Origin of the sequence: Microcoleus sp. AS-A8, assembly GCA_039962225.1 — a bacterium.
GTDB lineage: Bacteria > Cyanobacteriota > Cyanobacteriia > Cyanobacteriales > Coleofasciculaceae > Allocoleopsis.
In genome coordinates, this window is record JAMPKV010000044.1 from 1 (window position 1) to 22,480 (window position 22,480).

Genomic DNA, 22,480 nt, shown 5'->3' on the forward strand with positions numbered 1-22,480 from the left:
TCTACCCTGTTACTGTCGTATGCTCTGCAATTAGGCTGAAATTAGCCAAGACAGCTAAGGTGTGAGAGCTAATTTCAATGAGTAAGGTACAGGTACAGGGCAGTTTAAGTGAAAAAATTTACCAACAGCTACAGGTATACATGACAGATCTTGGACTGGAGGAGGCGGCGGCAATCGAAGCTATTGTCAGCGGGTACTTTGATAATTCCCAGGATGAATTGGTGAGGCGAATCGCCAAGATTGAACAAGACCTGTCACAGGTGAAGCGCCACGTACTGACAATTCGCTTTCGCCCCCGCTAACCTCTGACTCCCGACTCATGACCAACCCGGCCCCAGTGACCCAGTGACCCAGTGACCCAGTAACCCAGTGACCCTGCTGCCAAATTAAATATTTCATACAGGAGGTTGCGCGATCGCTTCCTCTAACCTCCCCGCTTCCAATCAGGCGCATAATCGGATGAAGGTACGCGATCGCTCACTCCTCTTGAGAGCCAACTGAGTGCATCTCAGCTGAAATAAATTTTGCACCAGCATCTGTGGTGAAGTTAGCAATCAACTACTTCTTGAAGTCAGCAGAGATCAACGTTTACAGAATCAGCAAGACTTACCTGATATCTTTCCAGGTCAGAACTAGGAATAGACCAAACACAAAGGGAATGCCAACCATGAAAAGTAGACTAGGCATCTCCTCCATGAAGCCTGCTACGTCAGGAGTGCCTGATCCATCAGCGCCCCTCGCTATTGTCCAACCATACGCACCAAAGGCGAAAAACAAAAACGCTGCCAACGTAAATAGGGAAGCGCCTGTCGCTATTGTCCACCTTGCTCTACGACGTAGGGCAAGAATGGAGAGAACCAGCACAATCAGCGGAGCGATAACAGCTAGAGGCGACCCAAAAAGAAGGTTCAGAAGCAGCCCTATCATCTTGCTGTGTTATTTTTACTTGTATCCTCCACTTATATCAAAAAGACCGATACTGTTAGTCAAGATATACCACCCTTCAGTGTCAACTTTTCCCTGCGCTTTGCCCTATCGTGGCTTACGGCTCAACCTCACTGACTCCACTGGCAACAGTTCATTGGCGATCGCTTCTGCCACCAGCCAACCCGTGATCAGAAACATTAAGGAATTTAATTCGTTGTGAGTGTGACAAAATCTCCGCGAATCCAGCCTACAGCACCCGAACGTGGGAACTATACTTTATACCAGGTATAGTCATCAGTGGTTGTTTGCTCGATGACTTGCACGCGATCGCCAACCAGACCATACCCAAGAGATTTACTACTTTCAGAGGGATTTGCTCTGAGAGCAATCTGCGAATCAGGGTCGCTAGCTGTCAAGACGGCTTCCGATGAAGTTACAGCAGTTGAGTTGGTTGCCTGTACAGTCGATTTAGTCTCCTCATTTGAGCTATACCTCACAACCAACGTATTTTCGAGAATTACAGTCCCATCTTCTTCTAAGGCATTAACCTTGATAACAGTGTCACTACCTTCTGTAGTGACACTGAAGCGATCAGAGGAACTACCCGCATCAATCCAATTCTCAGGAAGCTCGCTTCGGAAACAATTGCTTACTTGATTAGCGCGACTGGTTAAGGTGTTTGTATCCAAGTTAAATAACTCTTCGTGCTGCTGCCTGAATATATTACCGTTATCACAATCTTCTTTATTTTCATAAGTAACAGTAATAGTTTTACCAACAACTGATACTTTACCTTCCGCTTCATAAGAGAAGTCCAGTCCTTTCTTGAATACAGATGCGTTGTAAAGTTTGGTAGTTGGAGTAGATGTATTAGAAGTATTGATTTTGGTTTCAGTCGGGACGGGTTCTTGATTGAGAGTAGAAGTCGAGTTATTACCGCTATCACAGCTAAACAAGATTAATGACAAAGTACAGGTCAATGTTGCGTAAATGAGTTTCATAAGCCAAATAAGAAAATTGAGGTGATTACCGCCTATCGTGGGCTGTGGCTCAATAGGAGCGAGAGTAGCGACCCGACCAACTGGCTAGACCTAGTAGCCTCACAGGTTTGAGAAAGATGCTTACTCCGATACAGCACAAGCAACCCAACTCAACCCTAAATAGTGTTCCCAATTTTTCGTGATCAGGAACAAGTAACTAAGTGCCCCGTGTCCAACGGTTAGACACGCGACACAAACCCCCGAATCATGCAGCGAAATCGGGGGTTTGGTGTGTGAAGGGATATTACATTTGAATTGCCGAAAAAAGAGATTACGGGATTTAACCCCTCTGCCTCACCATTCCTCTGTTGCCGCCATTTTTCGACCTCACTCGCGAACTATTTGAGCGCGAACTGTCTGACTTCGGTGTAAATCTGCGATGCCTTTGGCGAACCGCCAAAGGCGACCATCGCATCTGCCACAGCCTCACCCAACCCAACCCAGCGACCAAGACAGGCAAAAAATGCAGTTAGACTGATGGCACTAGTTACGTTTACCTGTAATTGCAGCACCGTTTATCTCATGACAGCAAGTATGTCTAAGGTTTACGAAGAAACCTACCTTAACCGATGGATTGAAATTTATTGTTTCAGTCAGTTTGCGCCGGGTGGAGTTGGTTCAAGTCACTTCTTTGCCCGTATCGATGATTGGCAAATGCCCGGAACTTTTGACCACCGTTCTCATAACCCAAATCGCCCTTCCGATAATACAGACAATCAATCAACTCCAGAGACCTCGTCGGCACTCGTAGCAGCCAGAGCTTATTGTGATAGCGAGGCTGATGCTCTTATTCGACGCTCTAACGAACAGATGCACCTTACCCTATCCTATCGAGAAGCTAAAACCCTGTTGCGTGCAATGCGATTCGCTTTTAAGCACGAGCAAATTGCGACGCACGATTTGCAAAAACGAATAGAACTTTTACTTCAAGAACCATCTGCTGTAGAACTTACACACAAGACAAATTCTTTATCTCGTACATTAATGAAAATACGTCGTTTTGTTGGCATTACTAAAAAATAAACTGACACATTCCCCTCAATGGGAACCCCCGATTGCTTGCGGCGCGATCGCGTTGCCAGAAGAGCTGCATCAGATCGCATCTGGCACCCGATCCGACCCCAACTGGCACACACCTACCCTCGACAGGAACCCCAAAAAACCCAGTTTTGACCCCCATTTTTGGTCACAGGGTAACCCCACACCCTATCCAACCCAGCTCAGCTAACCAACCCCGCAGTAGCCTCTAGCCTCCCCTCTCAAGATTGTGGATGATTCCCTCGTACCGTTTAAAACTTATTGCAGTTTTTGTTGCTCTTTGTGCCATCTGGTAATCTAGTTCTGCAAAGCTTAGCTTCACGGAGGTTGGCTACACCAAGGTCGGCTCCTTTGAGATCGGCTCCAGCGAGGTCGGCTCCACGAAGGTTGGCTCCAAAGAGGTTGGCTCCAAAGAGTTTAGCTCCAGCGAGGTCGGCTCCTTCGAGGTTGGCTCCACGAAGGTTGGCTTCACTGAGGTTGGCTCCACGAAGGTTGGCTTCACGAAGGTTGGCTACACGAAGGTTAGTTCTAAAGAGGCCGACTCCATGGAGGTTAGCTCCAAAGAGGTTAGCTCCAAAGAGGTTGGCTCCATCGAGGTTAGCTCCATCGAGGTAAGCTCCTTCGAGGTTGGCTCCACCAAGGTTGGCTTGAACGATGTAGGCTCTACCAAGGTTAGCTTCACTGAGATTGGCTTTAGTGAGGTTAGTTCTAGAGAGTTCGGCTCTAGAGAGTTCGGCTCTAGTAAGGTTTGCTCTAGTAAGGTTTGCTCCATAGAGGCTGGCTTCTAAAAGTAAGGCTCCACGGAGGTCGGCTCCACGGAGGTCGGCTTCACCAAGGTCGGCTTCACGAAGGTCGGCTTTAAAGATGTCGGCATTTCTGAGGTCGGCACCATGCAATAAAATAACAGGAATCTTCCTTAGCTTTATCTGGTTTATATCTGCGGCTGGCTGCGATACGTTAATTAATTTTATTTCTGACAAATATGTAATTATTTGTCCTTTTGACCTTCCATCTAAATTCGGGTCGCGCAATAAAGCTAATGTAGTGGCTGTTGTGACCCTTCTCAAATTTTTATTTTTCTCTAAATCTCCTTTTAGGAAAATAGTTGAAAGCTGATTTTGGTAGTTTTTGACAGCCTCTTGCGCTCTAACAGCTTTTTCTTGCTGTTGCTTGGCTTCTTCTAAACTTTGAGTAACCCCCCAAATAGCGCCAGTGATTATAAAGACTCCAATAGCTATAATTGGAATGTTTTTTTCTCGACTACGAAAACTGAAACTCGAAAGTTTTTTCATAGCACTTATTTCCGATGTATTAGGGATAAAAATACAAGGAAAAACGCTGGGTTATTGTATCCACCCGCTAGGCTTAGTTAATACCTACTCAACTATCCATAAGACGCCACTGTGTCCTAGACTTGAATAGCCTTTATTGATAGATTACTTCAATAACCTTTAACAAAGGTGTAGATTAGCTTCTCTCTTGAGGTATCGTTACAAAAAAGGGATACTGTGGGAAAACTTGTGATAACTATAAGGTTTAGTTTTGTTAGTTTTTTGCTTAATTCTTCATGTAGAACTCTTGCAATTTTTCATCACTCAAGTCGGGGACATCTGGAATTTATTCTAGGTCATGTATTGGGAATTCATCCTCAGGTTTGGCTGTAGATGGCACAGGCTACTAGGACAGACCTACAAGCGCTGACCATCCCACTGCTGTACACAACAAAATAAAAATTCCAGTAACTATTGCTAGGGAGAATTACCAGGTAACGTATTGCTTTATACTTCCCTTGCCGCGATTCTGTTGAAATCCAAATCCCTTCTCCAAGTTGTAGTCCGTAACCTGTAACCTACCCTCATCAGAATCCAGATACTCTCTGACCGCCTTAGAGTGACACCCACTCAAATCTTCCAGGGTACTCACGTTAATAGACCACTGATGCTTCTTTTCTGCCTGTTGCTCGTTGTAGGTCTTAATCGCCCGGACTGACCTGCGAATCTTCTCTTTTGCGCTACCAGGTGCCTGACACCCTCGCAATTCCTCGTTGCTCATTTCTTCAAACCGAGCCGTTGTCGGCTTAACTTCCTCTACTAGCTTGACTTCCTCTACCACTTTAACTTCCTCCACTGGCTTAACCCCCTCTAATTGCTTCCTAGCTTCCCTGATGACCTCAAGAGGTTTTTCAACTATTCGCTCAACTTCCTTTACTACCTCTTTGATTACCTCGACTGGCTTTTCAACTTCCTTCACTACTTCAACTACCTTGACAACTTCCTTAACTAACTTCCCTTCCTCATATTGCTTGCCTATTCGAGCCAGTCGGATTAATTCTTCAATCCTTGAAAGTTGGTCAGGGTAAAGTAAAAACTCTTGGTCGTTAATCACTTCCTTGGCTGCTACCGTCATCCTCAGCTGCGGTCTTGCTTCTACCAACATTGGCTTACCCATCTCCTCATTAATGCGCTTAACCCATACCCCACGAGGTAATTGTTTCCCGTTGATATCTACTACTTGGTAATCTTCATAATTGCTAGCCGTAGCATCACTGGTATGGCCTAATCTTTCCTTGATGAACAAGGATTCTGAGTGATTGCTAGGACAGAACAGATAGATAGCTATTGCAGCATAAGCGGCTCGAAGATTCTTGGACGAAAGCTCTTTCTCTCCATGAGGCGGCTCAATTAATTCACCAAAATGTTGCTTAACATAGCGGTTGACTGTGTTGTTTTTCCCGCTATCTATCTCGGCTAAATTCCAGTGTTTCATCTCTTTAATTTCTGCTATCCTCCGAAGTCGGAGAATGCCATCTACAACTGATACCGATTCCACAAGGGTAAACGCGGCATATTCTCCAGTTTCCCCTTTGGCTTTCAGTTGACCCTCAAACGCGACTTCAAATTGTCCTATTTGTGCGAAAGATGCTGTGCTTAGAATCTCGCTTATTCGGCGACCTGTAGCGGCAATCAAGCCTACAGTTAATTCTCGGTAGTCTGGGGAATTGAGAAGCTTCTCGATAGTTTCCACGTACTGATCAACACAGTTGATAGGAGAGAGATTGCGGCGTTGCTCATCTTTTTTTTCCTTGGTCGGTTGCATCCGTTCGTCATGCATCTCACGAGGGTAATTCATGTAGAGGAGAGAGTAATGCTGTCTGACGATACCTGTTTTGATTTGTTGCGGATAGCTATTTTCTTCAGTTAGTTCAATGTGCTGTTGCCACTCTTTAATGGCATTACGATATTGAGTCATGTATGCAGCGCGTGTATTTAAAGACTCAAAAGCTGCTTCAAAGTCGGCTTTCTCTTCTTGACAACAACGCTCAATTTGTTCTTGGTTTTTGCAACTATCAAGCTTGGCTAGGAGTTTGGCAGCGCGTTCCCGCATGGCTTGACGGATTCCTTTCACAAACTTGCTGTAATTTTTAGGCATTAACTTGAATCTTTTATTCAACTTCCTATAGTCTACCAATAACTTCCTATAGTTAACCAGGGACTTGTGACACTTGTTAACTGGCACAACTATAGGAAGATACAGAAAACCCACGATTGCTCGTGGGAGTTGAATAAAAGATTCATCTACAATGATGCCGTACCTGACACATCCCCCTTATGGGAAACCCCCGATTGATTGCGGCGATGCTTGTTTTTTTAGCGTAGTCTGTCCTGTCACCTTTTTTTCCAGCGTGTCTCGAATTCTCTTTGTTCCTGCCAAAACTTTTCATCAAATGCTCTGGCTTGTTTTAAAAAGTTCAGGATTAACTGTTTTTTTGGGGAGATAATTGTTTCAGATTCGTCCGATCCTAAAAGCTCCTGAGAAAGTAATTTCAGTCCCTGACACGCACTCCTTAATTCTTGGATAGGCACTCGACTTAGCTCCAACTCAGTCAAAGAGTCAAGAGTCAGTTTTGCCGTTACCAGCGCAATTCGATTACGATACAACGCAATCTGCTGCTTGTGTACGTTACATTGTGCGATTAGCTCCAGAAGCAATCGCTCCGAGCCGAACCGAGTAGTTAGACCTATGATTGTGTCAGAAGCAGTAAGGACATCTTCTAATGATTCCATTAGCAGGATTTCAAGTTCCTCCGTAGTCCTTCACCTCCATACGAGCTGAAAACAAATACATTACTGGCTGCTGTTAGAATACAAAAAATAATTTCCTCAGGAAATTACTAACCGTTATTGACTTTTTGGCAATAGTACCTTATTAGTCTCGCTTGGGTGGACAGAGTAAGTTTCTAAGTTCAAGTGGAATGTCGTCAGAATGCTCCAACATGAAATCCATTATCGCCAGGTGACGCAAATCGTCTTTGGCAGGACGGCGATACTTGTCTCCTCTGGAAAACCATAAGCTGACAGTCGTAGTGGAGCGATCGCAAATGAAGGCAATTTGCTCGTATGTCAATGACCATTTGGTAAGAAATTTCTGCGGACTCATTCCTAGAGAGCAGTAACCATATAAGTCGATCAGTTCTAACTCTCGTTCGCTTAGAGGACGATTATTTACCATTATTCACCTCCACTAGGTCATTTTCCCAAGCAACATCTGCAACACACCAATCTGAACTGGGTGAATTAGAGTCGAGCAAAACAACATATTTCCAACTCCATCGGCAAAGATGCGGGGCATAAGCCAAAAAATGACCAAGAACAATTCCCCAATCTGAGTTTTCGCACGCGGATTGCCAGCGAACTTTTTTTCCTTCTGCATAATCAGGTGTTTTGACATCGGGGAAATTTATTGGCAACCCAGATTCGGGTAATTTAATTTCTTGGTTAATGGAATTTGGTAGCAGAGCGCAATTCCCATGACGAATAGCATTTAAAAATCCACCTAGGAGTTTTCCGTTAACGTTATCGCTCCAATGTTGGATAAGGAGTACCGCTAAAATTTCCATTTCTTCCGGCTCTAAATTCATCTGTCCTGAATCAAAATTCTCATCAGAATAATTGCTGATTTTTTCCAGCAGTTTCTCAATACCAAAATCCGATAACGCTTGTTGATAAGATTTTTGCTCAATCAAATTTCTGTCGGTTGACTGTACTGCATTTAACATGGTTTCTCCTTTTTGGGAAAATGACACCTGACTGATGTCTGCTGTTAACAGCGCTCAAATCGCTGTTAACATCGCAGTAATCGGCGTTAACACCAGTCTGTTTTTGAACAGGCTGATAGCAGAATGAGCGAAGCTATTAACGCGAGTTTTAGCATCCTGATTTCTCGGAGTATTGAACATCTGATTTAGCCAGTCTTTTTTTGCAAGATGGACAGTAGAAGCGTCCATCTTTTTGGGTTCGTAATTCTGCCGTAGGATGTTTCTTACAAGTAGCTTTTCCCCTTGTGCCGTCTGTGCCATCCACCCCCACGTAGTCTGACGTGCCGACAAACGCTGGCAATCCTTGATTTACAAGGGTTTCAGGCTTGGCAGGGGGTTCTAAAATACTGTTAGTAATGACAGAATTACCAGAGACTTTGGCAGATTTTTGACCTTCTATCAATTCGTTTAAACTATTAGAAATTGCGAATACTTTACCTAACAGCAACTCATTACAGTCAACTTTGATTGAGTCAGGACGCGGTAACTCTACCCATAGCGGCATTTTTCCTGGGATGACTACTAAGCCAAACAGGTATTTTTCACCATCGTCTAATCCGTCATTTTCCCTTTCATAATGTTCTGAGAGAGGCATGTATTCTTTGGTTAGTTTGTCCTTTCTCGGTTTCAGTTGTGGATTGGCTTCAATGGCATCTAAAGCGGATGCTCCCATGTAAATGCAGTTCATTTGCTGCATATCACTCCACTCAAACCCAGCTCTCCCTACCTTGGGATTTTGACCGATGAGAATCAGTTTCATGCCTAGGTGACGGATTCTAGAGACTAAATCAATGAAAGACTCTTTCTTCTCTTTCTTATCTAGATGGGTGTCAATCTCATCCAGAATATCGAGTGTCACCACACTCCAATTGTTATTGGCTTCACGCTTCATCATCTGGGATTCGATGTCTTTGAGCGCTTTCTTGAGTTCGCTACCAGACCGTGAGACTTTGGGGATTCCCCAGTAATCTTCACTACTCCCGTGTTGTGGGTCGTGGAGACGGCAATACCAAGGATTTGAGGTGAGAATCTGGCTCAACAGATACCGTGCCATTACTCCCTTACCCTCTCCCGTAGCACCCATGATTCTGATGGTTGGTTTATGGCTTAACCCTTCAATGAGTCTCTTGACCACATCAGCCAGTGGCGAGATAAGCCGAAGCGCTTGCTCACTGGAGTTAGCCGCTGGCTTGTTACCCCACCTCACCAACAAGGTCATCAAACCCGTTTCAGGCTCTAACTTGAACTCTAGCTGGTTCAGAACATGAGTTAGCGGCTGTAACCGCTCTGAGTGTTCGTTCAGCTCACTGGCTAGGACTAACCGGCCCGTGCGGTCTGTGATGAATTCGAGCGTTGCTTCATATCCTCTGTAGTCTGTGCCGGCACGGTCTAGGATGAAGCCTAAGCGCTCGAAATACCCGATGATGATATTCGCTATCACCATGTCGCTTCGAGTCGCATTCAGGTATCTGAGAGGCTTGGAGAGCTGATGAATCTTGGCTTCTAGTTCCTGCATACGAGCCAAGATGGTCTGAACGAACTTGTCATCTTCCTGGGTCTGTCCTTCCAGCGCTAGCGCGAACTGATGGGTTGTGTCGAAGCGGGTTGAGAAATCAGTCCGGAACTCATTTAGCGCGGCTTCATAGTTCCTAATGATGTGTTCGAGCTTATCTCTGGGGACTAGGTTCGCTGTCTGCCACTCCTCTAAGATGGACTCTACCTCTTGGAGTTCGTGCTGAGTTTGTTGGTTTGTGAGTTTGGCGATCGCCTGGATGACCTTAGTTTTGATGTTGGCTAAGTCATCGTTAAGGCAGTAGTAGAGGTCAAGCAAATCACCCAAGCTATCCCACTTATAAGGTGTTTGAGCGAGTTTTAAGGCATAATCAGCCAGTTTAAGTTGACCTTCATCCAGTAGCGCGTTTAGCCGTTCTGATAGCTTCGGATACTGGTCTTTCTTGGTATCCACCAACGAACTGAGCTTAACCTGCCATTCATCCAGCGATTCCTCTACCGCCGTTCGAGCCAAGCTTATGAGGCGCTCTAGTTCATTCGTTACCTGCTCGATAATGTTGTCCTTAGACTCGTTCTGACGAGTTAAAAACTCAATCTTTTCAGCCAACTTAGGGAATCTTGCCGTTTCATTTTGAAGGCTTTGAACGGTTCCTTTCAAGTCTTGAACTGTATCGGTAAGTTGATAGATTTGACTCTCTTTATCGGTCAACTCACCCACGTAATCTTTGTACATCTGGCTAACGTACTGCTCAGCTACTTTCAGGTGTTTTTTTCTGGTTACTACCGACGCCGCGAACGTCCCCAGACCGCTGCCTATGCCGATGTATCCCATTGCTTTAACTGGGGTGAATAGAAGTATCCCGCTTAGAATTACTCCCCCTAAACTAGCGACCCCTAAGAAGTCTGTAGCGCTGTTGAATTTGGCTTCTAAATTAGACATTGCTCAATTTCCTATCATTTATCCCCTAGGACTCGCCTAGGGAATGAACACGCAACGGGTTAATTCAATTCCTCTAGCTCTTGTCTGAAGTTTTGAGAAAGCTGCATCATCTTAGGCTCTAAGGCTTCCTTAGCTTTCGTGGCTTCAATCTTTAAACTACTAATTTGAGACAGCTTGAGGCTCTTTCTCGCTTCCCATTCTTGGGATATTAAGGGAGTAACACTCTGCATTCCTGCAAGTGTCAATTGTCCTTGTGTCAGGCGCTCTGAAGCTTGATCAAACTTGTTGAGAGCGATTTGTTTGTTGACTCCAGCCACCTGGTAATTAACAAATTTCGTCTCATTGTTGACGCCTGTCGTTGCGTAATCAATGGCTAATCCTTCGAGCTTCAGATACTCATTACCCGCTCTGACAACATCCTGATTGAGTTGAATGTTGGCGGTTGCCACTCTGACCGTTTGGCGCTTTTCCTCAATTGACTGAACCATCTCATCCGCTTGCTCTTTGGTTGTTCGATTAAGCGGTGATGAATCAGTGAATAGGTCAGGAACAAAGTAAGAATTGGGGTCAAACTTGGGAAAGGTTAAAGTATTGTTGACCTGGGATAAGCCAGTGAATGATTGAGCCGAATTGGTTGCAATTGCAGGTAAGGCCGTAGGACTTGTGGGAGTTCCTCTTGTGGGAGTATCAGCGACAGCTACCGAGCCATTAGAAGGCGTATCCGCAATTTCTAAGGGTGTAGCAGGTTTGGCATTCTTCGGAGGTCTACCGCGTTTTTTGCCGCCTACAGGACGGCTTCTATTAATGAGTTTGCGTGGTGCCATGTTCTTGAACAAATGAAGGGATAAGGCGGGTATTGCACCCGCCTAGTTGGTCTTACTTCTTAGAGATGATTTGAATGGACTGGCTTACTGTGCCGTCGCTGTCAGTCCGGGTCGTGGTGACATTCACCCAGTGGTCGTTGCTCGTGGTGGTTTGGGTGAACTGTGGCAGCGGTTGGAAGCCTTGGTTGGAAGTGGTACTCATGCGAGTACTCCCTCCAATTGCCAGCTCTCCCACTCTTCACACAGTGATTCTGTTTGAAAATGCGTCGGTAAGCCGCGTGAGTCCATGCCTGAATAGGTATAACCCGGTGTTGGTTCGCCAACAACTCCCTCGAACAATGCTTCGTGACCGATGAGGCAAGCCAAGGGGGAATGTGGGTATTCTGGGTTGTCCCAATCCCAGTAACGTCCGCCTCGATTGTCTTGGTGTAAAAAATGTAAAATCATTGAGAATCCTTGGTTTTGATTGACTGGGGAACAGGGGTAACGCTGGGACTGTGCAATTCATCAGCGTTACTTCCTTCAATGTCTGCGGCCTGCTCTCTGAAGTCCTGGTAGATTGCCGCGATTTGGGTTTGGTGAGCAACGGTCAGAGCTTTGATTCGTGGGTATGAAGGCATTCCTCTGTGTTTGACAGGGGCAATACCGCCAGATTCTTTCAGATTCTCATCCATCCCGCAGGCATAGCCCCATCGGTATTTTTCGTCGTCAGAATCGAATCCGTACCGTTCGGGCCTGTACTCGTCATAGCAGCGAGCATCGTTGTATCCATAAAAAGTGGCTGTTGGACAGGTTTGTTCGATGGTGATCTCAGGTTGCATAAGTGATTCTCCTAAATAAAAGGTTTACCAGTACAATCCAGGGTAAAAATCGTCGTGTCCCTTGGCTTCTAACTCTCGCTGATAACGCTCTGCATCAGCCTCACAGGCATCCATGAAACCTTGCCAGAGGTACGATACATCAGAGCTGAGTAAGCGTTTAGCGCGTTGTAGTAGGTTGCCAAATGTGGGGAATAGTGCGGTCATGGGTTGATGCTCCAAAACTTCTTTAAAAACGGCGGAATCGAACGCAGCCAGAGCAATGATTAATCGCTCAAGTTCATCAAGTTCTTGAGCCGTGTAAGCTCGTCTTGGACGTTGTAACCGTTTCCCCACGCTGTATCGGTTATCTCTTCCGTTGCCGCTTGTGCGTTTCCCAGGACTTGCCCCATAACCTCGTTAAGCGTGTCGCGAGTCTGGGAAGAGAGCGGGACTCCAATTTTTTGCAGCACCTCATCCGGATTGAAGCCGCGTTTGTTCGCTGTACGCTGTAGCATCTCAGCCGCGATTACTGTGGCACCCTCACCCTTGATGTTGGTCATGTTGCTAACCAACCCATGAAGATAGGCGGTAGCCGCGTTAGCACCGTCTTGAGCGCCCTCTTGAGCCGACAAGATAGTCAGAGTTTCAGCAACGCCTGAGTGAGTCTGTGTGGCATTTTGGCGGTTGTCTTGGATGGCTTCAGTTTTCTTTTGGGTGAGCGCTGTACTCTCTTTTTTCTTGCGTCCACCACCCCGCTTTTTGGGCTTCGGCTCATCCTCCAAGATTGGGGGTTCAGGGGCTTGCTCAATTGGCGGTTCAGTCGCTTCGGTTAATCGACGAACTGAATTCTCAGCTTCTAGGTCGCGTTTGACCGCCTCAATCACTGGCTGATGCTCATTGGGTATCAGTTCCCAAGCAAAAACAACGTCTCCCAAGCGTGACGCCATGCGCTCTTGCAATTGGGGGATGCTCAAGCCAAGGGTATCAGCCGTTTCCTGCCAGTCGAGGTCGATGGGTGTATCCAGTGCTTCGGCGATGTCTTGGTTAGGGTTGGACTTCTTAGAACGTGGCATGATATTGATTCCTTACTTTGTAATGGGTTAACTAAGCGGCGATATTTTCGATTTCATCTAGCCAGGATTCAAAGCTGAAGTATTTATCCTGAATCTCTTGATTAGCCAACGTCTGAGCGATTATCGGTAGGTAGTTGCACCCGTTTAAATCACTCCTAATCTGGGTCATCAGGTAGGACAGTTTGACCACGCAATAGAACTGATACTGGTCAAGGGAATAGCCAGGTAGAAAGTTACCTCTGGCATCCTTGGGAATCCGTTCGCGGTAGGGCTTGACCACTCTCAGCAAAACTTCCCATTTTGCGATCGTGTTTTTGTCCGCTCCCAGTAATCCTTGGGATTGTAGATATCGAGCCACAGCCCGACGTGACCAACGATTGCGGGTCGGGGGTTTGGCTATGGCAGTTTCCAGGATAGTGTTTATCCGTGTTGTCACATTTATCATTTGTCTCCTCTCAGTCAGCACTCGCTTAGTAAGCTGTCACCCGTAGGACATTTAGTCTTTTGACTGTGTGGTGGGTTAGGCTTATCTGCTAGAATAGCACGTACCGTCAGTCATGACGCAAACGTCTTTTTAGCTTTACTGGCAAGATGTAATTAAGCGTCATTCACGGCATGGTGAGCGTTTGACCCCAAATGCGACAATAGGGCAGTACAGCTCAATCTGCCTCAACCATGACCGATACTGATAAAGAAAAAACCGTTACCCTCAGAGCGTTTGTCAACGAAAAACTACGAAACGACTTCAAAGCTGTTTGCGCTAAGGAGGGGAAAAATATGAGCGATGTTATAACAACCTTCGTAGAAGACTATGTAAACAAGAAAAAACATGACTTAGCCAAGTAACGCGATCGCACCCAGCATCTACCAGTGCGATCGCCATAAATAGGAGATAGAGGAGAATGACCGAACAATCAGGACACTATACCCGCGACGATGGCACCCTATTCAGTGAGCAGAAATCGCCAACCGAGGTTGTTGCTCAATCTTTTGTAGAGGGCGTTCAAGGGTTCCACTGGAAAGCCGACTATGTAAAATTCTGCCAAGTCTTGGGCATTGAAGCGAACGACTACGCTGATCAGAAGTATCGAGCTTTCCAGGAATTGGTGGAGCGCCTTAACGAGTTTGACTCTGAACCGCTAGCCAAGATGATTGATTTTGGGAACCCTCAGAAATGACCAAAATCCACTTACTCAGTGCAACCCCGATGGGAATCCTGATTGTGTACCGCGATCTGCTGTAAGCAGCAGCGCAACGCTCTCGCAAAAATTAACTGCTCTGTGATGCCATGACCACAACCATAAGACCATCCAAAAAGCCAACAGACCAACGGTTTACCCACTCTGGAATGAACTGGCAACAATTCAAACTGCTACAGGAGAGCTTTGCCGACTCGCCTGGGGTGCATCTGGCTTACTACAAAGGAGAAGTAGAAATCTTGGCAGTTTCTCAAGACCACGAAACCATGACGCGCCTTATTGCCATTCTGCTGGCTGAGTACTTTGTAGAAAAAGGCATTGAGTTTACCCCTACTGGCAGCTTTACCCAAGAGAAAGAGGGGGTTGCTTCAGCACAAGCTGACGAATCCTACTTTATTGGTAAGGTCGGGACAACTCCAGACCTGTCTATTGAAGTGGTCTTTACCAGCGGCACCCTCTCCAAGCTGAATCGTTATCAGGAGTTAGGTGTCCCTGAAGTTTGGTTTTGGGAAGATGGTCTATTGACCTTGCATCATCTTAGAGCAGACGGTTACGAACGGATTTACGGTAGTGAGGTATTGCCAGACCTTGACATCAACCTACTAACGCGGTGTGTGCTGATGACCTCTAGGCTTGAGGCAATCAGGGAATTCAGACGAGGGATAAGCCAGGGGTAACGCGATCTATTGCAGGTGCAATAGATCGCACAAACGCCCGAAGAATTAATACAGCGAAAATCCACTTTAATGAAGTATGAAGCTTGATTTCACCGACCCCAATTTACTAATTGATGATTCTGCCTTTCCCGAATTATCGGACGAGCATCACACGAAACTAAAAGCACTGCAACTTCCCAAATATCTTCAAAATTACTTATTTCTCCTAACTGGGGGAACTGAAATTCAAAATGCTTCTATTCAGCTAGAAGAGAATAGCATCACCACAAAAGCCTTTGTGCTAGAGCAATACCCAAAGCAAGCCAGAAAAGCCTTTGTGTTGGCAAACGAGACGAAGCATCGCCACATCCGGTACAAGCAAGATGGAGAAAACGATTACCTGTGGTGCGATTGGGCATCTCCTAATCGCATTCACCCGGATGGAAAAATTGAACGCCAGAGATACTTAAGTTCTGCGAAGTATCTGCCATCTCTATTGCAGAAGTATGGAGAGATAGTTGTTCGATCAAGCAAGGAAAAAAGGTTCGCGAACTTCAAGAAAAATTACCGAATCCAAAATCTCTGGATTGAATACTACCTATTGGGCGAAACAGAAGCCCTCGTGGAGTTGGGCTTTAATCATCCGAGGCAGAATCAATATCGTCCTGGAAAGATGGCGGCAAAGCGACACAATCTGATTCAGGATATTTGGGTTCAAGCCAAGGTATATAAAAATCCAATCTGCAAGTGGATTTTAAGCTATGATTCCCCAGACATTGTTTGGTTCATTTGGGAAATTATTGACATCTGCAAGCAGTGGAATAGGATTCCCAAAAACGGACATCAATTCTATAAATCCGAAAAAGAAAGAATAAATCGCCTCAAACATCATGAAGGCAAAGGCGTTAGTTTAATTTATTACTCTGAAGAAACGGAAAATTTTATGAGTCTCGACCAAGCTCTAGACTTCACGATTCTCCGATTACTCCAAACAGGAAAGGAGCCATACCACCACCAGGAGTACTTGCAAGCTTGTACAGGGCAAGCCAATGAGGCACGAAAAAAACCAAAAGCTAAATCAACAAAGGGCTTTAGCTCGTAGCTTTACAAAACTTAACGAGATTGTACGGGTTTGATACAGCACGAAAAAAAGGCTATAAGCTATTTCCAATTCCAGGAGAAAAACACTACAGGAAAAAAATGACCAATCCACTCACTCTGGTAAAAGCTCTCGATAGACCCATCATTCCACGCCCGAAGAGGGAAAAGCTCAAGTCCCGCCGCGAGCGGCGGCTAGAAGCCCGAAATACCGAAAAGAAAATCGATCGGTCATCAATGCTGTTTTGAGGCAACGCTCTTCTAGAGGAAGCTAGGCTTCTCTGATAGTGCTAAGTAAGCCCCAAGCGATGAGTTTCCAGCTCTTCGGCAGCCATCAATAACCGACCAACGGTTAATAAAAAACATTTCCCCTAGCCTAACAGGAAGAACTCTAGACCTCTAGAGGTAAGCGCAAGAGAACTCAATAAAAAGCATTGATGGCTCATCCCTCACAGAAGGACGAGCTAAATGAAAAAAAAATTCATAATTTTCTCACAATTGAGAGAAGAAATCAAAACTTCAGAATTCCAAATTCCTCTAGTGCCGCCTCAAAAGCAAGCGGGGAAAGGAATTCAGCTTGAATTCCCTTGCTCCAAATGTCGGGGAACCACTGGAAAATTGGACGCTGGCAGGAGGCCGCGAAAATCCTCAATATCTTGCGGTGATTGCAAGGGATTCATTCGGTGGGTAGGCGCGAGCGAACTGAAGGCGCTTGCACGGAAAGGGGAGGTGCACTGATGTCTCCGCTTGCGCGAATCGCCAACGACTTCTACCCTACCGGCCAAGCCCTCATACACGAACTCCTCAAGCAAGTTAAAATTTCGGGCAAAATTCTCGAATGCTGTTCGGGGGATGGAGCGATCGCCAGCCTTTTCCCCGGCTGCATCACCAATGATTTCCATCCATTGGTCGGTCATGAGCCGACCTTCAAACTCGACGCTTGTAATCTGGACTCGTGGCAGGCTTGGCAAGGAATTGACTGGGTAGTTACGAATCCACCTTTTTCTCTTGCCCCTAGTATTCTGCCACTGGCACTAGAAAATGCGCGAGTGGGAGTAGCAGTGCTTCTCCGGCTGAGCTACTTAGAACCCTGTGCCAACCGCGCTCAGTGGCTCCAAAAATCGGCGGATTCTCTAAGCCACCTCATCATCTTTAATCCGCGTCCACGATTTCGGGCAGACACACGCGGCAACGATAACGTGACAGTTGCCTGGTACGTTTGGCAGCACGGGCATCAGGGCGGAACCAAGCATACCTATGTTCATGGTTGGTGCAAGGGGGGTAAGAGCTGATGGTTAAGGGATTTGCTAAACCCCCGAAACAATACCCCCCAAAAGGTCGCTGGTTCTGCTCACACAACTGGGAAAACGGCTTTTATGGGACGCTTTCTGAGTGTCTCGACAAAATTCAGCATTGTTTCAGCGCTGATGAATTTCTTGGGGCAGACCTACTTGTGTTCTCTATGCAAAAGGAGGCAGACCCCAGCAACCCAGCACAGCAAGAAGCTCTTAAAGTCATTGAATCAAAGATTCAAGAAGACGAAAGACAATGCACAGCCAAAGCCAGAGCTAAGGTTCGAGACAAGTGCTTGAGAGAGGGAAGCGCTGAAGGCGGCGGTTACTCCAATCAATGGGAGATTCGCTTCCAGGGTAAGCAGGGGGGAGGGAGCCATGCTTAGTAAAACCATTACCCCTCGAAAGAAACTTCACCCCGATTTCATCCAGGAAGTTAAGGAACGGACAGACATTGTAGAGATCGTCAGCAGCTATGTGGCCTTGAAAAAGGCAGGCAAAGATTTCATCGGCTGTTGCCCTTTCCACAACGAAACTACTCCCAGCTTCGGCATTACTCCTCACAAAAACCTAGCCTATTGCTTTGGTTGCAGTTGGGGTGGGAACGCGATTAAATTCCTGATGGAGTTGAACCGCGTTAGTTTTGTTGATGCGGTTCTCGATTTGGCGCGTTCCGCTAGCATCCCAATCCGATATGAAGATGGGTCAAGCGAGTACGATTATCCCGATCCATTACCTAGACCCCTCACACCACTAGCACCCGTAGCCAAGGAAGAACAAACACCCGCCAAGGATTACACTGTTGATGAGTGGCGGGTAAATCGGTCTGTTGAGCGGCTATTATCCGGTACAGGAGAGGCGGTTAAGGCGTTGGCTTGGCTCGAAGGTCGGGGCATCACCCGCGAGACGGTCAAGCGTTATGGACTGGGTCTGGAAAAGCGGGTAGTAACACCCGACCAAAGCAAGCCAGACTTTAAACAAGAGTATTGGGCTATAGGGATATTTATTCCAGTCGCAGATAGACCAGGGCGATTCTATGTCAAAAAACGGGTTGCCCCCTGGTTAACCAGCGACCAGCGCCCGGAGTATCTCGCCAACTGGTCACAGTTTGGGGTACCCGCGACGATTTGGTTCACAAACAATCCCTCAGATGCTCAAGAAACTTGGTTGTGTGAGGGCGAATGGGATGCGATTCTATTGGGTGAACTCGTACAGCAGCGGGGGGAAAAAGTAGCAGTTGCCTGTTCGACTTCCGGGGCCGGTACTGTACCCAAAGCAGAGCAACTCGACAGACTACCCGGACACGTAACAATCTTTTATGACCGCGATGAAGCGGGAGTAAAAGGAGCGCAAAAATTAGCCGCTGCTCTCAAAGGTAGAGCAATCATTGGGTCAATTCCCATGCGCGACGATTGTCAAGTCAAGGGCTGGGATGTAACCGACGCTATCCTTGCCGGGTACGGGTGGGAGGATTTTGGAGCCGCCGATCTGACAGAGCCTGAAGAAAAAATCGAAACCACTCCCCCCAACGAGAGCGGAATTAGTTTCAAGGTCTTACGCAAATCACTCTCCCAACTGCTAGAGACTTTCCCAGAGCTACAGAGTGAAGCCGGGAAAGACTGGCTCAAAATGCGTAAATTTACACCCGATCACGTCATTGACTCTCAATACTTTGATTGGGATTCGGCTCAGCCGGGAACTCATCTAGCTGTCAGAAGCGGATTGGGGACGGGCAAAACTCACCACGTTCACAATAAATTTTTGGCAGATGACGCGATCGGGGCGAATGCCTTCGGTTACAGAAATTCGTTGTTGATTCAGTTCACCGAGCGGGGTAAGAACTGGCGTCACCTTCAGCAAGATCTCAAGCAATCCAAAGATGATTTACTTTTGGTTGGTGATCCAAGCTCGCGAATCGCGGCCTGTTTTGACAGTCTGATCTACTTCCAGCCGCATCACTTTGAGCAGAAGCGCCTGGTCTTAGATGAAATCGAGGGCAGCTTCAAACATCTCTACCAGTCAAAGACCGCCGTCAGTTTCCATCGGCAGCTATGTAAGCAGAGGGCTGGGGAGGCGATCGCCAATTCAGAAGCTGTGATCATGTTGGATGGCAACCTGACTGATTTAACAGTGGCTCACGTCGAACAGATTAGCGGTAAGAAATTCACCAAGGTTGAGAACATTTACAGGGGCAACCGAGGGAAAGCCACTTTCTACACGGGAACCTTGAAGCTTGGAAAGGATGAGCAAACTGGGGAAACTACCGTTACGGAGCGGCGGATCAATGATTACTCCTTGCTCCACAAATCGATGATGGATGATTCAGAACCATTTGTTTGCGGTAGCGATTCCCAGGAAAAACTTGAAGCTTGGCATGAAATTTTAAAGCGCAAAGGTCGCAAAGTTTTCCGATTGGATGGGTCAAACTCCAATACGGCTGAAGCTAAGAAGTTTCTAGCTAATCCTACAGCATATATCTATGTGAACAAAATCGATGCCCTCTTGTATTCACCAACAGCAGAAAGTGGATTGAGTATCGATACTGAAACAAAAGTGAAACTAAAGGAGTGGTTCATCAACACAGAAACAGAAATCGAAACAGAATCAGGAGAGGTAATTCAAATCAGCATCAAAGACTACTTCAAGAGGGGATATTTCTTCTTTTTCGGAGTAGTTCTCACCAATGAGCAAACGCAATTCTTGGGTCGAGTGCGCGACCCAGACACCCACATTCATGTGTTTTGCCAAAATCAGGGCATTGACAGCGGCAAACTCGAACAGACCGCAACGCACATTCAAGAGGGTTTCCTAGATTACACCCTAGCTTGCTCTCAAATTTCCTTATCTGATGTTAGTGAGGCCGAAAAGCGCGAACTCTTAATAGAGCAAGCTCTGAAATTAGTGCAGCGTTCAAATGACGCTCACTTTCAATATGAATGTCACCTGAAAGCACGGGAGGTGTTTGAGCGGAATCATCTGCGAAAATGCCTTGAATATGCCCTTCACACGGCTGGTTATCAGGTAGAGGTAGTTACGGGCTACAAAGTTAGCCAGAAGGAATTAGAAGCCGCACAGGAGGCAGTACAGCTTAGGAAGAGTCAGGAGATATTCAAGGCTCAACGGTTGACAGAAGATGAAGCGAATGAGAAAGCACGGAGATTTGACGCAACCCAGCAAGATAAAACGGAGGTTACACGACATCGTTTAGTTTCACGACTACCAGGCATAGAGAACAAAACCCAAACTGTATCCAGAATTATCACGTTGCCACAAATTTCTGTGGATGAAATCAAGAGCGGTAGAGTCTCTCTAGAAACCGCACAAAAACTCGGTATTCCAACCCCTGAAACGCCCTCCACGCAGGCAATCGAGGTGGGACACCTTCCGCCTAATTCTCTTAATAACCAGAGGGAAGGTGTCCCAGGTTCAGAAGGAAACGATTTCAACCGTAACGGAGGTGGTCTAGCCTCGGAGGGTGCCGATTTGAGTCAAAATCAAACCGCGCAAAAACTCGACATTCCGACGCCTGAAACGCCTTCTACGCAGGCGTTTCAGGTGGGACACCTTCCGCAAAATTTCTCTATAAACCAGGGGGGAGGTGTCCCAGTCCCAGAGGGGGGTGAAGTCGAGATTGTGATAACAGAGACAAAGCCTATCTTTGACCCTGAGTTTATTCGTAAGGTGAAGTACAAAAATCGAGCGTGGCTCTCTCAGGTGGAGGCACATTTCTTGTTAGAGCATCCTGAGATTGCCAAGCTGTTACAACAGCGTAGATGGTACAAGAAGCTAATGGTATTCTCTGACCCTAACGAACCAGATTGTGTCAAGCGCCTGAATCTCACAACCTACAAGAGCGACTGGCTCAAGGTTCATACGTTACTGGAGATGGGGATCGAGTTCTTTTTAAACCCAGAATCACGATGGACTCAAGATAGTCCTGAAGCTGTAGAGTTTTGGGAAAAGGGCAAGGATACTCGAAGGGCTAGGTACATCGGTACTACTGTAGGGGATAGCAACCCCTGTGAATATATTGGGCGGGTACTCGACAAGCTCGACATCAAGCGGAAGTGCGATCGAGTCAAAAACGACGCTGGGGAGAAAATTCGAGTTTATCGAGTGGATACCGATTACCTCTTGACGCCCATGCGCTCAGCCGTTTACGAGTGCGTCAAGCAACGGGTTGAATCAGTCGTTCAAAATGATTCCCTCGTTCTCAATTGGGATGTCATAGCTGAGAATACTTGGGCAAATCAAACCGCACAAAAACTCGACATTCCGACGCCTGAAACACCCAACACACAGGCGATTGAGCTGGGACACCTTCCGCAAAATTTCTCTATAAACCAGGGGCAAGGTGTCCCAGCTTCAGAGGGGGGTGAGTTGACCGACCAACCCACGTTTGAACAACTTGTAGAGGCATTGCCGTTTGTTGAGACACAGGAAGATTTGGCAACTGTTACCCAGCATTACCAAAGGTCTGATGTTGAGGATGCGATCGCACTCCAACCCAATCCGCTACGTCAGCAATTAGATGCTTGGTTCTACGAGCAACTGGCACAGTCGCAAGAGGTGGTTCAAGAGAATCCGATGGATTCTCTGATTAAGATCTTTGATTTCTGCCAGAGCGAGTTAGATTTTGTAGAGGTTAGTAAATTTTGTGAGATTTCTGAGGGGCAGTCGCCAGCCGAAAAAGAGGAGTTGATCGAATCTGCAATTCTCTATAGTCCCAAGCCGTTGAAGTTGAAGCTCCAGAAGTGGTGGGATTGCGCGTTGCACCAAATTAGGGATTTCTGGCGCGATCTTCAGCGTCAGGAGCTGAGCGTACTGGGTCAGGAGGGACAACCGACCTAAGTCCCGATCTATTGCACCTGCAATAGATCGGATTTCCCGCTCAGATTTGCCCACTTGCAAGCGCCAATCGATACATTGATGGCGGTACAAATGCCTGAATCGCGCTCCAACAGAGCGATTGAATGCAGCGAATGT

26 protein-coding genes are annotated in these 22,480 nt (G+C 46.5%); 10 read left to right on the forward strand and 16 right to left on the reverse strand.

What is annotated here, in order from left to right:
* The first annotated feature begins 77 nt into the window (after nucleotides 1-77).
* Entirely contained in the window at nucleotides 78-302 is a 225-nt protein-coding gene (locus NDI48_31200; protein MEP0835636.1) for a hypothetical protein, read from the forward strand.
* Between the two features lie 304 nt (nucleotides 303-606).
* On the opposite strand, the gene NDI48_31205 is transcribed toward NDI48_31200, so the two are convergent.
* The 3 genes from NDI48_31205 to NDI48_31215 all read right to left on the reverse strand — a co-directional run bounded on the left by NDI48_31205 (nucleotide 607) and on the right by NDI48_31215 (nucleotide 2,479).
* On the reverse strand, nucleotides 607-927 hold the full coding sequence (locus NDI48_31205) for a hypothetical protein (protein MEP0835637.1): 321 nt from the start codon (nucleotides 925-927) through the stop codon (nucleotides 607-609).
* A 269-nt stretch (nucleotides 928-1,196) separates the two neighbouring features.
* The gene (locus NDI48_31210; protein ID MEP0835638.1) at nucleotides 1,197-1,928 is read right to left on the reverse strand and encodes an SH3 domain-containing protein; all 732 of its coding nucleotides are present in this window, start codon (nucleotides 1,926-1,928) and stop codon (nucleotides 1,197-1,199) included.
* 377 nt (nucleotides 1,929-2,305) lie between these two features.
* A complete protein-coding gene (locus NDI48_31215; GenBank protein ID MEP0835639.1) occupies nucleotides 2,306-2,479 on the reverse strand; it encodes a hypothetical protein in 174 nt (57 codons plus the stop codon).
* Nucleotides 2,480-2,501: 22 nt separating this feature from the next.
* Here NDI48_31215 and NDI48_31220 point away from each other — a divergent pair, with 22 nt between their 5' ends.
* Complete coding sequence (locus NDI48_31220; GenBank protein MEP0835640.1) at nucleotides 2,502-2,990, forward strand: hypothetical protein; 489 nt, start codon at nucleotides 2,502-2,504, stop codon at nucleotides 2,988-2,990.
* A gap of 266 nt (nucleotides 2,991-3,256) precedes the next feature.
* On the opposite strand, the gene NDI48_31225 is transcribed toward NDI48_31220, so the two are convergent.
* The 13 genes from NDI48_31225 to NDI48_31285 all read right to left on the reverse strand — a co-directional run bounded on the left by NDI48_31225 (nucleotide 3,257) and on the right by NDI48_31285 (nucleotide 13,685).
* Complete coding sequence (locus NDI48_31225) at nucleotides 3,257-4,297, reverse strand: pentapeptide repeat-containing protein (protein ID MEP0835641.1); 1,041 nt, start codon at nucleotides 4,295-4,297, stop codon at nucleotides 3,257-3,259.
* Between the two features lie 466 nt (nucleotides 4,298-4,763).
* On the reverse strand, nucleotides 4,764-6,434 hold the full coding sequence (locus NDI48_31230; GenBank protein MEP0835642.1) for a telomere resolvase: 1,671 nt from the start codon (nucleotides 6,432-6,434) through the stop codon (nucleotides 4,764-4,766).
* A gap of 236 nt (nucleotides 6,435-6,670) precedes the next feature.
* Nucleotides 6,671-6,868 (reverse strand): hypothetical protein, encoded by a 198-nt coding sequence (locus tag NDI48_31235; GenBank protein ID MEP0835643.1) that lies wholly within the window; start codon nucleotides 6,866-6,868, stop codon nucleotides 6,671-6,673.
* 343 nt (nucleotides 6,869-7,211) lie between these two features.
* Nucleotides 7,212-7,514 carry a helix-turn-helix domain-containing protein gene (locus NDI48_31240; GenBank protein ID MEP0835644.1) on the reverse strand — a complete coding sequence of 101 codons (303 nt, stop codon included), beginning with the start codon at nucleotides 7,512-7,514 and terminating at the stop codon, nucleotides 7,212-7,214.
* Nucleotides 7,504-8,061 (reverse strand): hypothetical protein, encoded by a 558-nt coding sequence (locus NDI48_31245; GenBank protein MEP0835645.1) that lies wholly within the window; start codon nucleotides 8,059-8,061, stop codon nucleotides 7,504-7,506. Before NDI48_31245 ends, NDI48_31240 begins: the two co-directional genes overlap by 11 nt.
* 148 nt (nucleotides 8,062-8,209) lie before the next feature.
* Complete coding sequence (locus NDI48_31250; protein ID MEP0835646.1) at nucleotides 8,210-10,552, reverse strand: hypothetical protein; 2,343 nt, start codon at nucleotides 10,550-10,552, stop codon at nucleotides 8,210-8,212.
* A 59-nt stretch (nucleotides 10,553-10,611) separates the two neighbouring features.
* The gene (locus tag NDI48_31255) at nucleotides 10,612-11,376 is read right to left on the reverse strand and encodes a hypothetical protein (protein MEP0835647.1); all 765 of its coding nucleotides are present in this window, start codon (nucleotides 11,374-11,376) and stop codon (nucleotides 10,612-10,614) included.
* 52 nt (nucleotides 11,377-11,428) lie between these two features.
* On the reverse strand, nucleotides 11,429-11,578 hold the full coding sequence (locus NDI48_31260; protein MEP0835648.1) for a hypothetical protein: 150 nt from the start codon (nucleotides 11,576-11,578) through the stop codon (nucleotides 11,429-11,431).
* Nucleotides 11,575-11,823, reverse strand: a complete 249-nt coding sequence (locus NDI48_31265; protein MEP0835649.1) for a hypothetical protein — start codon at nucleotides 11,821-11,823, stop codon at nucleotides 11,575-11,577. The genes NDI48_31260 and NDI48_31265 overlap by 4 nt, the downstream gene beginning before the upstream one ends.
* Nucleotides 11,820-12,197, reverse strand: a complete 378-nt coding sequence (locus NDI48_31270; GenBank protein ID MEP0835650.1) for a hypothetical protein — start codon at nucleotides 12,195-12,197, stop codon at nucleotides 11,820-11,822. Before NDI48_31270 ends, NDI48_31265 begins: the two co-directional genes overlap by 4 nt.
* A gap of 24 nt (nucleotides 12,198-12,221) precedes the next feature.
* Nucleotides 12,222-12,401, reverse strand: a complete 180-nt coding sequence (locus NDI48_31275; GenBank protein MEP0835651.1) for a hypothetical protein — start codon at nucleotides 12,399-12,401, stop codon at nucleotides 12,222-12,224.
* Nucleotides 12,402-12,460: 59 nt separating this feature from the next.
* Nucleotides 12,461-13,249 carry a hypothetical protein gene (locus NDI48_31280; protein MEP0835652.1) on the reverse strand — a complete coding sequence of 263 codons (789 nt, stop codon included), beginning with the start codon at nucleotides 13,247-13,249 and terminating at the stop codon, nucleotides 12,461-12,463.
* Nucleotides 13,250-13,280: 31 nt separating this feature from the next.
* Nucleotides 13,281-13,685, reverse strand: a complete 405-nt coding sequence (locus NDI48_31285) for a hypothetical protein (GenBank protein MEP0835653.1) — start codon at nucleotides 13,683-13,685, stop codon at nucleotides 13,281-13,283.
* A gap of 239 nt (nucleotides 13,686-13,924) precedes the next feature.
* On the opposite strand from NDI48_31285, the gene NDI48_31290 reads away from it, so the two are divergent.
* The 8 genes from NDI48_31290 to NDI48_31325 all read left to right on the forward strand — a co-directional run bounded on the left by NDI48_31290 (nucleotide 13,925) and on the right by NDI48_31325 (nucleotide 22,345).
* Nucleotides 13,925-14,095: a hypothetical protein gene (locus NDI48_31290; GenBank protein MEP0835654.1), complete on the forward strand. Its 171-nt coding sequence runs from the start codon at nucleotides 13,925-13,927 to the stop codon at nucleotides 14,093-14,095.
* 56 nt (nucleotides 14,096-14,151) lie between these two features.
* Entirely contained in the window at nucleotides 14,152-14,427 is a 276-nt protein-coding gene (locus NDI48_31295) for a hypothetical protein (GenBank protein MEP0835655.1), read from the forward strand.
* A 110-nt stretch (nucleotides 14,428-14,537) separates the two neighbouring features.
* A complete protein-coding gene (locus NDI48_31300; GenBank protein ID MEP0835656.1) occupies nucleotides 14,538-15,125 on the forward strand; it encodes a Uma2 family endonuclease in 588 nt (195 codons plus the stop codon).
* Nucleotides 15,126-15,201: 76 nt separating this feature from the next.
* A complete protein-coding gene (locus NDI48_31305; protein ID MEP0835657.1) occupies nucleotides 15,202-16,206 on the forward strand; it encodes a hypothetical protein in 1,005 nt (334 codons plus the stop codon).
* 98 nt (nucleotides 16,207-16,304) lie between these two features.
* Nucleotides 16,305-16,451 carry a hypothetical protein gene (locus tag NDI48_31310; GenBank protein MEP0835658.1) on the forward strand — a complete coding sequence of 49 codons (147 nt, stop codon included), beginning with the start codon at nucleotides 16,305-16,307 and terminating at the stop codon, nucleotides 16,449-16,451.
* A 488-nt stretch (nucleotides 16,452-16,939) separates the two neighbouring features.
* Nucleotides 16,940-17,494: a hypothetical protein gene (locus NDI48_31315; protein ID MEP0835659.1), complete on the forward strand. Its 555-nt coding sequence runs from the start codon at nucleotides 16,940-16,942 to the stop codon at nucleotides 17,492-17,494.
* Nucleotides 17,494-17,880, forward strand: coding sequence for a hypothetical protein (locus NDI48_31320; GenBank protein MEP0835660.1), 387 nt, complete (start codon nucleotides 17,494-17,496; stop codon nucleotides 17,878-17,880). Before NDI48_31315 ends, NDI48_31320 begins: the two co-directional genes overlap by 1 nt.
* The gene (locus tag NDI48_31325) at nucleotides 17,873-22,345 is read left to right on the forward strand and encodes a CHC2 zinc finger domain-containing protein (protein MEP0835661.1); all 4,473 of its coding nucleotides are present in this window, start codon (nucleotides 17,873-17,875) and stop codon (nucleotides 22,343-22,345) included. Before NDI48_31320 ends, NDI48_31325 begins: the two co-directional genes overlap by 8 nt.
* Nucleotides 22,346-22,480 lie beyond the last annotated feature (135 nt).

Bases quoted from the DNA above. Each gene is read 5' to 3' on its own strand.
- NDI48_31230 (MEP0835642.1), bottom strand. From the start codon at position 6,434: ATGCCTAAAAATTACAGCAAGTTTGTGAAAGGAATCCGTCAAGCCATG.
- NDI48_31310 (MEP0835658.1), top strand. From the start codon at position 16,305: ATGACCAATCCACTCACTCTGGTAAAAGCTCTCGATAGACCCATCATT.
- NDI48_31225 (MEP0835641.1), bottom strand. From the start codon at position 4,297: ATGAAAAAACTTTCGAGTTTCAGTTTTCGTAGTCGAGAAAAAAACATT.
- NDI48_31245 (MEP0835645.1), bottom strand. From the start codon at position 8,061: ATGTTAAATGCAGTACAGTCAACCGACAGAAATTTGATTGAGCAAAAA.
- NDI48_31240 (MEP0835644.1), bottom strand. From the start codon at position 7,514: ATGGTAAATAATCGTCCTCTAAGCGAACGAGAGTTAGAACTGATCGAC.
- NDI48_31210 (MEP0835638.1), bottom strand. From the start codon at position 1,928: ATGAAACTCATTTACGCAACATTGACCTGTACTTTGTCATTAATCTTG.
- NDI48_31200 (MEP0835636.1), top strand. From the start codon at position 78: ATGAGTAAGGTACAGGTACAGGGCAGTTTAAGTGAAAAAATTTACCAA.
- NDI48_31255 (MEP0835647.1), bottom strand. From the start codon at position 11,376: ATGGCACCACGCAAACTCATTAATAGAAGCCGTCCTGTAGGCGGCAAA.
- NDI48_31315 (MEP0835659.1), top strand. From the start codon at position 16,940: ATGTCTCCGCTTGCGCGAATCGCCAACGACTTCTACCCTACCGGCCAA.
- NDI48_31250 (MEP0835646.1), bottom strand. From the start codon at position 10,552: ATGTCTAATTTAGAAGCCAAATTCAACAGCGCTACAGACTTCTTAGGG.
- NDI48_31295 (MEP0835655.1), top strand. From the start codon at position 14,152: ATGACCGAACAATCAGGACACTATACCCGCGACGATGGCACCCTATTC.
- NDI48_31305 (MEP0835657.1), top strand. From the start codon at position 15,202: ATGAAGCTTGATTTCACCGACCCCAATTTACTAATTGATGATTCTGCC.
- NDI48_31265 (MEP0835649.1), bottom strand. From the start codon at position 11,823: ATGATTTTACATTTTTTACACCAAGACAATCGAGGCGGACGTTACTGG.
- NDI48_31275 (MEP0835651.1), bottom strand. From the start codon at position 12,401: ATGACCGCACTATTCCCCACATTTGGCAACCTACTACAACGCGCTAAA.
- NDI48_31280 (MEP0835652.1), bottom strand. From the start codon at position 13,249: ATGCCACGTTCTAAGAAGTCCAACCCTAACCAAGACATCGCCGAAGCA.
- NDI48_31205 (MEP0835637.1), bottom strand. From the start codon at position 927: ATGATAGGGCTGCTTCTGAACCTTCTTTTTGGGTCGCCTCTAGCTGTT.
- NDI48_31290 (MEP0835654.1), top strand. From the start codon at position 13,925: ATGACCGATACTGATAAAGAAAAAACCGTTACCCTCAGAGCGTTTGTC.
- NDI48_31325 (MEP0835661.1), top strand. From the start codon at position 17,873: ATGCTTAGTAAAACCATTACCCCTCGAAAGAAACTTCACCCCGATTTC.
- NDI48_31300 (MEP0835656.1), top strand. From the start codon at position 14,538: ATGACCACAACCATAAGACCATCCAAAAAGCCAACAGACCAACGGTTT.
- NDI48_31320 (MEP0835660.1), top strand. From the start codon at position 17,494: ATGGTTAAGGGATTTGCTAAACCCCCGAAACAATACCCCCCAAAAGGT.
- NDI48_31220 (MEP0835640.1), top strand. From the start codon at position 2,502: ATGTCTAAGGTTTACGAAGAAACCTACCTTAACCGATGGATTGAAATT.
- NDI48_31270 (MEP0835650.1), bottom strand. From the start codon at position 12,197: ATGCAACCTGAGATCACCATCGAACAAACCTGTCCAACAGCCACTTTT.
- NDI48_31260 (MEP0835648.1), bottom strand. From the start codon at position 11,578: ATGAGTACCACTTCCAACCAAGGCTTCCAACCGCTGCCACAGTTCACC.